Source organism: Pseudomonas sp. NFIX28, assembly GCF_900107395.1.
GTDB lineage: Bacteria > Pseudomonadota > Gammaproteobacteria > Pseudomonadales > Pseudomonadaceae > Aquipseudomonas.
Window position 1 is genome coordinate 1 of record NZ_FNPW01000002.1, and the last position, 13,197, is coordinate 13,197.

General features: G+C 60.2%; 14 protein-coding genes. 12 read left to right on the plus strand and 2 right to left on the minus strand.

The annotated features are described in order from the left end of the window. Positions 1 to 350: hypothetical protein (locus BLV20_RS31665; protein ID WP_256577646.1), on the plus strand; the 350-nt coding region annotated here is incomplete at its 5' end. Positions 351 to 434: 84 nt separating this feature from the next. On the opposite strand, the gene BLV20_RS03385 is transcribed toward BLV20_RS31665, so the two are convergent. Beyond that, positions 435 to 1,655 carry a CaiB/BaiF CoA transferase family protein gene (locus tag BLV20_RS03385; protein ID WP_092297038.1) on the minus strand — a complete coding sequence of 407 codons (1,221 nt, stop codon included), beginning with the start codon at positions 1,653 to 1,655 and terminating at the stop codon, positions 435 to 437. Between the two features lie 13 nt (positions 1,656 to 1,668). Further along, positions 1,669 to 2,850: an acyl-CoA dehydrogenase gene (locus BLV20_RS03390; protein WP_092297041.1), complete on the minus strand. Its 1,182-nt coding sequence runs from the start codon at positions 2,848 to 2,850 to the stop codon at positions 1,669 to 1,671. A 158-nt stretch (positions 2,851 to 3,008) separates the two neighbouring features. Between BLV20_RS03390 and BLV20_RS03395 the strand changes: the two genes are divergently transcribed. The 11 genes from BLV20_RS03395 to BLV20_RS03445 all read left to right on the plus strand — a co-directional run bounded on the left by BLV20_RS03395 (position 3,009) and on the right by BLV20_RS03445 (position 13,155). Further along, complete coding sequence (locus BLV20_RS03395; protein ID WP_092297044.1) at positions 3,009 to 3,908, plus strand: LysR family transcriptional regulator; 900 nt, start codon at positions 3,009 to 3,011, stop codon at positions 3,906 to 3,908. A gap of 451 nt (positions 3,909 to 4,359) precedes the next feature. Then, a complete protein-coding gene (locus BLV20_RS03400) occupies positions 4,360 to 5,481 on the plus strand; it encodes a Re/Si-specific NAD(P)(+) transhydrogenase subunit alpha (RefSeq protein ID WP_092297047.1) in 1,122 nt (373 codons plus the stop codon). A 15-nt stretch (positions 5,482 to 5,496) separates the two neighbouring features. Then, positions 5,497 to 5,820 (plus strand): NAD(P) transhydrogenase subunit alpha part 2, encoded by a 324-nt coding sequence (locus BLV20_RS03405; RefSeq protein ID WP_003187010.1) that lies wholly within the window; start codon positions 5,497 to 5,499, stop codon positions 5,818 to 5,820. Next, positions 5,820 to 7,256: an NAD(P)(+) transhydrogenase (Re/Si-specific) subunit beta gene (locus BLV20_RS03410; RefSeq protein WP_092297050.1), complete on the plus strand. Its 1,437-nt coding sequence runs from the start codon at positions 5,820 to 5,822 to the stop codon at positions 7,254 to 7,256. Before BLV20_RS03405 ends, BLV20_RS03410 begins: the two co-directional genes overlap by 1 nt. 180 nt (positions 7,257 to 7,436) lie before the next feature. Continuing rightward, positions 7,437 to 8,930, plus strand: coding sequence for an acetyl-CoA hydrolase/transferase family protein (locus BLV20_RS03415; protein WP_092297053.1), 1,494 nt, complete (start codon positions 7,437 to 7,439; stop codon positions 8,928 to 8,930). A 319-nt stretch (positions 8,931 to 9,249) separates the two neighbouring features. After that, entirely contained in the window at positions 9,250 to 9,465 is a 216-nt protein-coding gene (locus BLV20_RS03420) for a DUF1127 domain-containing protein (protein ID WP_007924247.1), read from the plus strand. A 278-nt stretch (positions 9,466 to 9,743) separates the two neighbouring features. Next, positions 9,744 to 9,953, plus strand: coding sequence for a DUF1127 domain-containing protein (locus BLV20_RS03425; protein WP_175540135.1), 210 nt, complete (start codon positions 9,744 to 9,746; stop codon positions 9,951 to 9,953). A gap of 162 nt (positions 9,954 to 10,115) precedes the next feature. Then, positions 10,116 to 10,433 carry a DUF2388 domain-containing protein gene (locus BLV20_RS03430; protein WP_092297056.1) on the plus strand — a complete coding sequence of 106 codons (318 nt, stop codon included), beginning with the start codon at positions 10,116 to 10,118 and terminating at the stop codon, positions 10,431 to 10,433. A gap of 107 nt (positions 10,434 to 10,540) precedes the next feature. Then, complete coding sequence (locus tag BLV20_RS03435; RefSeq protein WP_092298455.1) at positions 10,541 to 10,849, plus strand: DUF2388 domain-containing protein; 309 nt, start codon at positions 10,541 to 10,543, stop codon at positions 10,847 to 10,849. Positions 10,850 to 10,876: 27 nt separating this feature from the next. After that, positions 10,877 to 11,197 carry a DUF2388 domain-containing protein gene (locus BLV20_RS03440; protein WP_092297060.1) on the plus strand — a complete coding sequence of 107 codons (321 nt, stop codon included), beginning with the start codon at positions 10,877 to 10,879 and terminating at the stop codon, positions 11,195 to 11,197. Next, positions 11,194 to 13,155, plus strand: a complete 1,962-nt coding sequence (locus BLV20_RS03445) for a DUF7844 domain-containing protein (RefSeq protein WP_092297063.1) — start codon at positions 11,194 to 11,196, stop codon at positions 13,153 to 13,155. The genes BLV20_RS03440 and BLV20_RS03445 overlap by 4 nt, the downstream gene beginning before the upstream one ends. Positions 13,156 to 13,197: the final 42 nt, after the last annotated feature.

Genomic DNA, 13,197 nt, shown 5'->3' on the forward strand with positions numbered 1-13,197 from the left:
CTCTGCATCTGTCAAGCGGTTATTTTAAGAAGTTTTCAAAGTTTCCTTTGCAACTTCAACCACTTGCGCTTCCGATCTCTCGTCAGCGGGAGGCGAATTCTACAGCGTTACACGCTGCTGTCAACACCTCTTTTTCTCCGCTTTCGACCGAGAAGATCGAACCGTTAACTCGGCGAAAACACACTGCCGAATCAACTCCTTCGGGCTTCGATGAGCTGAAGCGTGACCGCTGCCGAAAACCGTGTAACTCGTTGAATCTCAAGGAGTTTTCCGTTTCGACTGCGCCGGAAGTGGGGCGAATTATAGACTTCCAGAATCTGCCGTCAACCCCTAATTTGCTTTTACTATGAATAAACTTGAAAACACCCTGAAACAGGGTGTTTTCAAGCCTTCTATATAGAAGGATTAGATGCTCTCTATATAGAAGGACACATTCACAGCACGCCCGAGGCTCGCAAGGCGTCTACGGACTCAAGCTCAAGCCCCAGCACTCGCTGCAGAACCTGGGCGGTATGCTCTCCTAATAGAGGAGGCGCATAACGGTACTCAACCGGTGTTTCGGAGAGACGAATCGGACTTGCCACCTGAGGCACCAACCCCGCCAATACATGAGGCAGCTCGATCGCCAAACCGCGCGCCTTGACCTGCGGATCCTCGAACATCTGCGCCAGGTCGTTGATAGGGCCACAAGGTACCCCCGCCTGCTCCAACTGGGCGACCCATTCAGCGGTGGTCTTGAACACAGTGGCCTGACGAATCAGCGGAATCAGTACCGCACGATTGGCAACCCGCACTTTATTAGTCGCAAAGCGCGGATCGTCCGCCCACTGCGGCTGGCCCGCCACTTCGGCAAACTTGCGGAACTGCCCGTCATTGCCCACGGTAAGAATGAAATTGCCATCCGCCGTCGGAAAGTCCTGATACGGCACGATATTCGGGTGAGCATTCCCCAAGCGCTTGGGAGAAACCCCGGTGGTCAGGTAGTTCATCGCCTGGTTGGCGAGGCACGCGACCTGCACATCCAGCAGCGCCATATCGATGTGCTGCCCGCCACCGCTGTGTTGCCGATGCGCCAGCGCGGCAAGAATCGCCACCGTCGAGTACAGCCCCGTCAGAATGTCCGTCAACGCCACGCCAACCTTCACCGGCCCAGCGCCCTCATCACCCTCGGGACGCCCGGTCAGGCTCATCAGCCCCCCCAGCCCCTGAATCATGAAGTCGTAGCCAGCACGCTTGGCGTAAGGCCCAGTCTGACCGAAGCCAGTAATGGAGCAATAAATCAGATTGGGGTTGAGCTCTTTCAGCGACTGATAGTCCAGCCCATAAGCCGCCAAACCGCCGACCTTGAAGTTCTCGATCAATATATCGGACTTGGCCGCCAGTTCGCGCACCAGGCGCTGACCTTCCGGCCGAGTGAAGTCGATGGTCACCGATTGCTTGTTGCGATTGGCCGACAGGTAATACGCCGCCTCGGTGGTGTTCTCACCATAAGCATCCTTGAGGAAGGGCGGCCCCCAGGCGCGCGTATCGTCACCGTTGCCCGGACGCTCGACCTTGATCACCTCGGCCCCCAGGTCCGCCAGGATCTGGCCGGCCCAAGGCCCGGCCAGCACTCGCGACAAGTCCAACACCCGCAAATGAGATAACGCGCCCATGGTCGTTCTCCTATTAATAGAACGCCTGGATGCCGGTCTGCGCGCGACCCAGGATCAACGCATGGACGTCGTGGGTGCCTTCGTAGGTGTTCACTACCTCCAGGTTGACCAGGTGACGGGCGATGCCGAACTCGTCGGAAATGCCGTTGCCGCCCAACATGTCGCGAGCCATGCGCGCAATGTCCAGCGACTTGCCACAGGAGTTACGCTTCATGATCGAGGTGATTTCCACCGCCGCCGTACCTTCATCCTTCATCCGGCCCAAACGCAGGCAGCCTTGAAGGGCGAGGGTGATCTCGGTCTGCATGTCCGCCAGTTTTTTCTGGATCAGTTGGGTAGCCGCCAGCGGGCGGCCGAATTGCTGACGGTCCAACGTGTATTGGCGAGCGGTGTGCCAGCAGAACTCGGCCGCACCCAAAGCGCCCCAGGAAATGCCGTAGCGGGCAGAGTTCAGGCAAGTGAACGGACCTTTAAGGCCACGCACCTCCGGAAAGATGTTCTCTTCCGGCACAAAGACGTTGTCCATGACGATTTCGCCGGTGATGGAGGCGCGCAGGCCGACCTTGCCGTGAATGGCCGGAGCACTCAGGCCCTTCCAGCCTTTTTCCAGGACGAAGCCACGGATGTCGCCAGCATCGTCCTTGGCCCAGACCACAAACACGTCGGCGATCGGGCTGTTGGTGATCCACATTTTGCTGCCGGTCAGGCTGTAACCACCGTCCACCTTGCGAGCGCGGGTAATCATCGCACCCGGATCGGAGCCATGGTTGGGCTCGGTCAGGCCAAAGCAACCGATCCACTCGCCGGAAGCCAGTTTCGGCAGGTACTTCTGTTTCTGGGCCTCAGTACCAAATTCGTTGATCGGCACCATCACCAGGGAGGACTGCACGCTCATCATCGAGCGGTAGCCGGAATCCACACGCTCCACTTCACGGGCAATCAGGCCGTAGCAGACATAATTCAGACCGCTGCCACCGTACTGCTCAGGAATGGTTGCGCCCAGCAGGCCGACTTCGCCCATTTCGCGGAAAATCGCCGGGTCGGTCTTTTCATGACGGAAAGCTTCGAGCACCCGCGGCGCCAGCTTGCCCTGAGCGAATTGCTCGGCACTGTCGCGCACCATGCGCTCTTCTTCAGTGAGCTGTTGATCCAGCAGAAGGGGATCGATCCAGTTGAAGCTTGCTTTACCGCCCATGAGTGAGTCCTCGTGAAGTAGGTCAACATTTCGTGGACTGATCCTAGGCCGGCTTTGCGGCCGCGGCAAACGAGGATTTAGCATACTGTTGTGCTAATTTCTCACTCCGTAACAGCCGAAAGCGGCTTTTAGCGAGTCCATTAGTGAGATTGCCGTACATGCGTAGAAAGATTCCCAGCACCGCCGCCCTGATCAGCTTCGAAGCCGCCGCACGTCATGAGAGCTTTACCAAGGCGGCACAGGAGCTTTCGCTGACGCAAGGCGCCATTTGCCGACAGATCGCCAGCCTGGAAGAGTTTCTCGGGGTCGAGCTGTTTCGTCGGTCTCGACGCGGCGTCAAGCTGACCGAGGCCGGGCTCTCCTACAGCCGTCGCGTGGCCACCCAATTGGATGCGGTGGAGCGCGACACGCTTTCGGTCATGGGCCAGCAGGGCGCCAATGTCATCGAACTGGCCGTGGTCCCGACGTTCGGCACCCAATGGCTGCTGCCCCGTCTCAAGGATTTTCAGCAACGGCACCCGGAGGTCACGGTCAACCTGACCAACCGCACCCGGCCTTTTCTGTTCGCCGATACCGACTTTGACGCGGCGATCTATTTTGGCGACGCCGACTGGTCGGGCACCCAATCTCATCGCCTGATGGGCGAGAACCCGATGCCGGTGTGCAGCCCGACAATGCTGGGCAACCGCACTCGGCTGAGCGCCGAGGAAATCGCCGAATTGCCGCTACTGCAACAGACCACGCGCCCCTATGCCTGGCGCCAATGGTTCAACTCACAGCACCTGAATATCCCTCGCGACATGACAGGCCCGCGTTACGAACTATTCTCCATGCTGGCCCAGGCCGCTATGCACGACATGGGTATCGCCCTGATCCCGCCATTCCTTATTCAACGGGAACTAAGGGAAAAGCGCCTAGTGATTGCCAACCCCGAAGCGTTGACGAGCATCAAGGCGTATTACCTGATGATTCCAGAGCGCAAGGTGGAATCGGCATCTTTAAGGGCGTTTCGCGATTGGCTGGTGGAGCAGGCTCAAAGCTACAGCCTGGAGAAATAGCAGGGCAGGGAGACAAGCTGACTTCGTAGTCAATAAACACAAAACACTACAGATATAACTAAATGTCGCATTTAAGCAGACTGTATCGATAAGCGGGACAACCGTCCTACAAGCGCCTAACCACGTGGCTTGTAGGGTTTTATGGGGGTCATAAAAGCCCATTCACATGACCAATGTGAAAATTGTTTTATTTTCCGCCGAAATCCTTACAAGTCACGGCCTACAAGGGATTGAGCCGTACCCTTGCGACATTCGGTCACGGGGTGACTTGTAGTTAATTTTCCGTCACCCCTCATAATCCCTTGAAGGGCGTTATGTTCGCCTGCAAAATGCCGCGCCCCGCCTTGATTCTGGCGGGATCGTGCTGATCGGCCGCCCCAGCTGCACCATCCGCAGTGCGCTGGCCTTCTAGAAAAGATCGAAAGCAATAAGATCACGCAGGAGATTTGACGTGCACATTGGTGTTCCTCTCGAGACCCAAACGGGTGAAACACGGGTTGCTGCAACCCCGGAAACCATCAAGAAACTGATCGGCCAGGGTCATAAAGTCACTGTGCAGAGCGGCGCCGGCATCAACGCCAGCGTTGTCGACAGTGCCTATGAAGCGGCAGGTGCAACCATTGGCAGCGCCAACGATGCATTCGGCGCCGAGCTGATTCTCAAAGTCGTAGCTCCCAGCGACAGCGAGCTGGCCCTGATCAAAAGCGGCACCGTCCTGGTGGGCATGCTCAATCCGTTCAGCAATGAGACCATCGCCAAGATGGCCGAATGCGGGATTACCGCCTTCGCCCTGGAAGCAGCGCCGCGTACCTCGCGGGCTCAGAGCCTGGATGTGCTGTCCTCGCAAGCCAACATCGCCGGATATAAGGCGGTGCTGCTGGCTGCCCATTACTACCCGCGCTTCATGCCGATGCTGATGACCGCCGCGGGCACTGTGAAAGCCGCTCGCGTGCTGATTCTCGGTGCCGGGGTGGCCGGTCTGCAGGCCATCGCCACCGCCAAGCGCATGGGTGCCGTGATCGAAGCCTCGGATGTGCGTCCGGCGGTCAAGGAACAAATCGAATCCCTGGGCGCCAAGTTCGTCGACGTGCCTTACGAGACCGATGAAGAACGTGAATGCGCCGTCGGTGTCGGCGGCTATGCGCGCCCGATGCCGGCCAGCTGGATGCAGCGCCAGGCCCAGGCCGTACACGAGCGCGCCAAGCAGGCGGACATCGTGATTACCACCGCACTGATTCCAGGCCGCAAGGCGCCGCTCCTGCTGAGCGCCGAAACCGTGGCCCAGATGAAGCCAGGCTCGGTGGTCATCGACCTGGCTGCGGCCCAGGGCGGCAACTGCCCGCTGACCGTGGCGGATCAGGTAGTCGTCGAGAACGGCGTGACCATTGTCGGCCCGACCAACCTGGCCGGCGCCGTAGCGGCCGACGCCTCGGCGCTGTATGCCCGCAACCTGCTGGACTTCCTGAAGCTCGTCTTCACCAAAGAAGGTCAGTTCGAGGTCAACCTAGAAGACGACATCGTCGCCGCGTGCCTGATGTGCCGCGACGGCCAAGTCATCCGTAAAAACGCCTAAGCAGGGATTCAGACGATGGAAGAGCTTATCTCCCCCGGTATCTACAACCTGATCATCTTCGTGCTGGCGATTTATGTCGGTTATCACGTGGTCTGGAACGTTACACCCGCGCTGCACACACCGCTGATGGCGGTAACCAACGCCATTTCGGCGATCGTCATCGTCGGTGCCATGCTGGCCGCCGCCCTGACCGTGACCCCGCTGGGCAAGACCATGGGCACGCTGGCCGTGGCCCTGGCCGCGGTCAACGTGTTCGGTGGCTTTCTGGTAACCCGCCGCATGCTTGAGATGTTCAAGAAAAAAGCCCCGAAAGCCGTAAAAGAAGAGGCGCCCAAGTAATGAGCATGAATTTGGTAACGACGCTCTACCTGATCGCGTCGATCTGCTTTATCCAGGCCCTCAAGGGGCTGTCGCACCCAACCACGTCGCGTCGCGGCAACCTGTTCGGCATGCTCGGCATGGCGCTGGCGATCGTCACCACCGTCGGCCTGGTGTTCAAGCTCGGCGCGGAACTGGCGACTGTTGGCATCGGCTACGTGATCGTCGGCCTGCTGATTGGCGGCACCGCCGGTTCGATCATGGCCAAGCGCGTGGAAATGACCAAGATGCCGGAACTGGTGGCCTTCATGCACAGCATGATCGGCCTGGCAGCGGTGTTCATTGCCATCGCTGCCGTGGTGGAGCCGCAGTCCCTGGGTATCGTCAAGCAGCTGGGCGATGCGATTCCAGCCGGTAACCGCCTGGAGCTGTTCCTCGGCGCGGCCATCGGTGCCATTACCTTCTCCGGTTCGGTGATCGCCTTCGGCAAGCTGTCGGGCAAGTACAAGTTCCGCCTGTTCCAGGGCGCACCAGTACAGTTCGGCGGCCAGCACAAGCTGAACCTGATTCTCGGCCTGGCAACCCTGGGCCTGGGCGTGACCTTCATGCTCACCGGCAACCTCGGCGCTTTCGCCCTGATGCTGGTGCTGGCCTTCGTGCTGGGCGTGCTGATCATCATCCCGATCGGCGGTGCCGACATGCCGGTGGTGGTGTCGATGCTTAACAGCTATTCGGGCTGGGCAGCGGCGGGGATCGGCTTCTCGCTGAACAACTCGATGCTGATCATCGCCGGCTCCCTGGTGGGTTCGTCCGGTGCAATCCTGTCCTACATCATGTGCAAGGCGATGAACCGCTCGTTCTTCAACGTATTGCTTGGCGGCTTCGGCAACACTGCCGACGCTGGCGGCCCGGCAGGCGCGCAAGAGGCTCGTCCGGTGAAGTCCGGCTCGGCCGACGACGCGACCTTCCTACTGACCAACGCCGACACCGTGATCATCGTTCCAGGCTATGGCCTGGCGGTGGCTCGGGCACAGCACGCGCTGAAAGAGCTGACCGAAAAGCTGACCCACCACGGTGTGACCGTGAAGTATGCGATCCACCCGGTAGCAGGGCGCATGCCCGGCCACATGAACGTACTGCTGGCCGAGGCCGAGGTGCCGTACGACCAGGTGTTCGAGATGGAAGACATCAACTCCGAGTTCGGCCAGGCCGACGTGGTGCTGGTGCTCGGCGCCAACGACGTGGTCAACCCGGCGGCGAAGAACGATCCGAAATCGCCGATCGCCGGCATGCCGATTCTCGAGGCGTTCAAGGCCAAGACCATCATCGTCAACAAGCGCTCGATGGCCAGCGGTTATGCCGGCCTGGACAACGAACTGTTCTACCTGGACAAGACCATGATGGTGTTTGGCGACGCCAAGAAAGTCATCGAAGACATGGTCAAAGCCGTCGAGTAAAACCTGCTCCAGCGCAACACCCAAAACCTCAGCCTTTAGTAGGCTGGGGTTTTTTATTTCCCGCACAAACCCGACCAAAGGCTCTAAATCGCGGTCTTTCATTCGACCTTGGTAGCGGGACGAATTTTTTTGAAATCACTAGACTGCGCATCTTGCTTCCGTTGCCCGAGATAACAATCCATGTACCGTGATCGTATCCGCTTGCCTTCGTTGTTGGATAAGGTGATGAGCGCCGCCGACGCCGCCGCTCTGATTCAGGACGGCATGACCGTCGGCATGAGCGGCTTCACCCGCGCCGGCGAAGCCAAGGCCGTGCCCCATGCGCTGGCCGAACGCGCCAAGCTGACCCCACTGAAAATCAGCCTGATGACGGGCGCCAGCCTGGGCAATGACCTCGACAAGCAACTCACCGAGGCCGGTGTCCTGGCCCGGCGCATGCCGTTCCAGGTCGACAGCACCCTGCGCAAGGCGATCAACGCCGGTGAGGTGATGTTCATCGACCAGCACCTCTCGGAAACCGTGGAACAGCTGCGCAACCAGCAGCTCAAGCTGCCGGATATCGCCGTCATCGAAGCCGTGGCGATCACCGAGCAGGGCCATATCGTGCCGACCACCTCGGTGGGCAACTCCGCCAGTTTCGCGATCTTCGCCAAGCACGTGATCGTCGAGATCAACCTGGCGCACAACCCGAACCTGGAAGGCCTGCACGACATCTATATACCGACCTACCGGCCGACCCGTACGCCCATTCCGCTGGTGAAGGTCGATGACCGTATCGGCAGCACGGCCATCCCGATCCCGGCGGAAAAGATCGTCGCTATCGTCATTACCAACCAGGCAGACTCGCCATCCACCGTTTCGACGCCAGATAGCGAAACCCAAGGCATCGCCAATCACCTGATCAACTTCTTCAAGCAGGAAGTGGATGCCGGCCGCATGAGCAACAAGCTCGGCCCGCTGCAGGCGGGCATCGGCAACATTGCCAACGCGGTAATGTGCGGCCTGATCGAATCGCCGTTCGAAGACCTGACGATGTACTCCGAAGTGCTGCAGGACTCGACTTTCGACCTGATCGACGCCGGCAAGCTGAGCTTCGCCTCGGGCAGTTCGATCACCCTGTCGAGCCGCCGCAACGCCGATGTGTTCGGCAACCTGGAGCGCTACAAGGACAAGCTGGTGCTGCGCCCGCAGGAGATCTCCAACCATCCTGAGGTGGTGCGCCGCCTGGGCATCATTGGCATCAACACCGCCCTGGAGTTCGACATCTACGGCAACGTCAACTCCACCCATGTCTGCGGTACGCGAATGATGAACGGCATCGGTGGCTCGGGAGACTTCGCCCGCAACGCCCACCTGGCGATCTTCGTCACCAAGTCGATTGCCAAGGGCGGGGCGATTTCCAGCGTGGTGCCGATGGTCAGTCATGTCGACCACACCGAACACGACGTCGACATCCTGGTGACCGAGATCGGCCTGGCCGACCTGCGCGGCCTGGCCCCACGGGAGCGGGCACGGGTAATCATCGACAACTGTGTGCACCCGGACTATCGCCAGGCGTTGAATGATTACTTCACCGCCGCCTGCGCGCTGGGCGGTCACACCCCCCACATCCTGCGCGATGCGCTGCGCTGGCACATGAACCTGGAAGAAACCGGGCGCATGCTCGCTGTGTGATGGGTACAGTCGGGGGCTGGCACAAGAACAGTTGCGCCAGCTCATCGATACCCCTCAAGCAGCTTTCAAAAACTGTACTACTGTACCGGTCTTTTAACCCCTAAAACGCTGGTCACTTTCGACAAAACACCTCGAAACGCACCTAAATGGTGCTGACAGGTACAGTTGCATCATTTCCGAACAGTACAGCACCTATAAACAGTTAACTGGTCCCTCACAATACAGATGAACTGTATCTACAGAGACTGGCGCGAGAGGAGGATCATGGGCACCAGTTAAACCACTACCTAATCCCGCCACAAGCGGAAGGATGCACACCATGGAACGTACACTCAGTTCCGAACTGTTCTTCGAAGACAAAGCTGCAAAAACCCAGGCTTCCCTGCCTCTGCGCGTTCTCGCCAACCTGATGCTGTGGCAGCGCCGCATCTCCAGCCGCCACCAACTGGCTCGCCTGGATTCGCGTCTGCTGGCTGACGCAGGTATCAGCGAAGCTCAACGCTACGAAGAGCTGAGCAAGCCGTTCTGGCGCTAAGTTAGCGTCGCTGGCCTTGACCCACCGGGTCCACCGCCAGCACCCCGAATTGAAAAAACGAAACCCGTCGCGGGCAACCGCGACGGGTTTTGTCGTTTTGGCAGTCCGGCAACCCAAGATTTAGCCGTACAGAAAGGTTCAAGCATGACCGGTACAGTTTTAATATAAATACAACTGAACCAGTACAATTTGACCCTGGTGTATCTGTATACGCCGCTGTACGAGTAGCAACATGGTGTCCCAAGTCCCTGACTTCGGCCTGCCGAAAGGACCGCACCATGAACCACATACCAGGACGTATCGCACCTCTAACCTTTTCCCATCCTCAGATTAGCGCATGGCAACGCCTGTACCGCGCCTTGTGTCAGATGCACCAGAACGCCCGAACACGCCGTGTGCTGGCGGGGCTCAACGATCAGCAATTGTCCGACGTTGGCATCAGCCACAGCGATCGCATGGCGGAACTGGAAAAGCCCTTCTGGCGCTAGTTCGTCCCCAGACAGCAGAAGAGGGCTATTCGAACAGATAGGGTGGGCCTAATATCCTGTAGCGTGTAGCGATATTCCTGATGGGGCGCCTGATTCTGCCCCGCAGTGGCTACCCGGTGCCCACTCAGCACCACCCTATCTGTTATCAAGGAGTTTTTACCTATGTCCCGTCTTCGCCTGCTCAGCGCTGCTGCCTTGCTGGCCTTGGCCTCCAATGCCCACGCCTCCAGCTTTATCGTTACCACCGATGCGCTAGTCGGTGCGCTCAAAGCCACTTCCGATGCAACTTCCGACGTCACATCCTCGCTTCGCGACAATAAAATCGTGCGCGCCGCTCGTGACGACGCCGCCAGCTTTGTCGCCACCGAAGGCGCCATTCGCGGTGTGAAACTGGAAAGCGCGTTTGACCATATCCGCCAACAGTTGCCACAACTGAGCGCTACCGACGCCCAGCTCGCTCAGGCCATCCTGACGATCTGACCCTCGGTCCGGCGACGGGTGCGCCCAACGCACCCGAAACCCTGGGCGCTGGCTCTCGCCCGGGCATTGCGCTAGCCTTGCCGCTGGTTTTCCAGCTGTCGAGACTCATGCGTTTTTTCACATCCTTGCTTACCGTCCCTTCCTTGATTGCCGCGTGCTGGGCAGCCCCAGTCGCAGCCTTCGACCTGAGCACACAAGGCCTGGTCATCACGGGCTACGCCACCAGCAAGGTGACGTCCGCGCCTTTCGACAACAAACGCATCGTGGCCGCCCAGGATGACGCCGCGGCGTTCGTCGCCACTGACGGCCACCTGCGTGGAGCCCGGCTGGAGTCAGCCCTGAAATACCTGCGTAAAACCCAGCCACAACTTCATGTCGGCGACCTTGAACTGGCGCAGGCAATTCTCGTCCAATAACTATCCCTGTCATCCCGGAGTCGTTCCATGCGTAGCCCGCTGATTGCTGCCACCCTTGGCCTGTTGCTGTTGGCCGATGTGGCCCAGGCACAAACCCTGGTAGCCACCAGTAACATCATCGTTCGAGCCTTTGAGCGCACCATCGATTTCACCTCGGACACCACCACCTCCATCCGCGACTCGAAAATCGTACGGGCCGCGCATGACGATGCCGCCAGTTTTGTCGCCAGCGATGGCGGCATTCGTGGTGTCCAGCTGGAAGCCGCTTTCGATACCTTGCGTAACCGCGTGCCGGAAGCCCGCGACGCCAGTGACCAGGTGCTCGCCGAAGCCATCCTCGCATTGTGAGGCCGCTCGCTGCCTGGCTGCTGGGCGCAGCGCTGTTACTCCTGGGCAACAGCGCTCAGGCCGGCTTGCAACTGCGGCTCAAGGCCGAAGGCTTGAGCCCGCAGCAACAGCACGCCACCCAGGCGCTGCTGGATGAGGCGATGCAAGCGCTACCGCCGCGCTTCATCGAGCAACTGGACCGTCGCATCGACGTCGGCTGGACCGACAACATGCCTCATAACGCCTATGGCCAGGCATCGCTGGTCGACGAGCTCGACCTGAATCGCAAACTGCTGGCCAGCCTCGCCGACGGCAGCGCGGCCACCCAGAAAACCCATCGCCCTCATGGCACCGTGCGCCGGGAAATGCTCGCCACCGTGCTGCATGAACTCACCCATATCTATGACCGCTCGCGCCTGTGGTCGGGCGCCGAGCGCACGTTAATCCAGCGTTGCAGCCGCCAGAACAGCGCCTCGGGCCTGATCGGGCTGCCGGACCAGTGCCGTGGCCAGACTGCGCGCCGCTTCACCCTCAGCGACGACCCGCGCCTGCTCGACCTCGCCGGCTGGCCGCAATACGTCGGCCGCCGCGGCGAACGCGAGCAATACAACCGCCAGGTCGCCCGCAGCCCGGATATCTACGAAACGACCAACCCGAAAGAGTTCGTCGCGGTAAACATGGAGTATTTCCTCCTCGACCCGAGCTACGCCTGCCGGCGCCCGGCGCTTTACCGCTATTACCAGGAACACTTCGGCTGGGCGCCGAAGGCCAAGGACACGTGTGCCCAGTCCTTTGCCTTCCTCAACGCCGGCAATGACTTCGCCAAGCAGCCGCTGGGCAAGGTCGACCCGGAACGGGTCTATGCCGTGGATTACCTGCTGGCCGAAGCCAACCAGAATTGGGTCAGCCGCTGGGGGCACAGCATGCTGCGCCTGGTGATCTGCGCACCTGGCCGGCCGCGCGGGCCGGATTGCCGGTTGGACCTGGACCAGCACCTGGTGCTGTCCTACCGGGCCTTTGTCGGCGACGTGCAGCTGTCGAGCTGGGACGGCCTGGTCGGCAAATACCCGTCCCGCCTGTTTATCCTGCCGCTGGCCCAGGTCATCGACGAATACACCAAGACCGAGTTGCGCAGCCTGGCCTCGGTGCCGCTGAAGCTGTCGCGCAGCGAGATCGAAGAAGTGGTCGAGCGCGCGGCCGAGATGCATTGGAGCTACGACGGCAACTATTACTTCCTGTCCAACAACTGCGCCGTGGAAAGCCTGAAGCTGCTGCGCAGTGGCAGCAACAATGCCCAGTTCACCGGGCTGGACAGCATCATGCCCAATGGCTTGCTGGAAGTGCTCAAGGGCCGTGGCCTGGCCGACACCAGCGTGCTGGACGATCCTCGCGAAGCGTTGCGCCTGGGGTATCGCTTCGACTCCTTCCGCGACCGTTACCAGGCGATGTTCGAGGTGCTGAAAAAGCACCTGCCGATCAAGCAGAACAGCGTGGAAGACTGGCTGTCCCTGAGTGCCGCGCAGCGTCGCCAGTGGTTCGACCAGGCGGACCTGCGCACCAGCGCGGCCTTGCTGCTGCTCGAACAGGCGAGCTTCCGGCGTCAGCTGCTGCTGGCCCAGGATGAGGTCAAGCAGCGGTATCTGGGGGCTCGCGAGCTGCAGAACGGCGGCATGGACAAGGCCAACAAGACCCTGCAGGAAATCCTCGCCAGCAGCGGTTTCCTCAGTCGTCCGGCCGAATTGCTCGGTAGCAGCGGGTATGGCTTGCCGCAGCCGGGCGAATGGCAACGCCTGGAAGCGGAAAGCAGCCTGCGCCAGAAACAGTTGCAGGCCCTGACCGGCGACCTGGACAAGGAGGTGCGGGCCTTGCTGGAACCGAGCCGCGCCGCCGAAATCGCCGCCAACGAGGCCAACCTGAAACAGCTCGGCGAACACCTGCGGGCCTTGCACAAGGCGGCGGGCGGGCTGGAGTTGCCGTAACCTCAAGAGCTTCGCGGGCAAGCCTCGCTCCTACGCATTCAA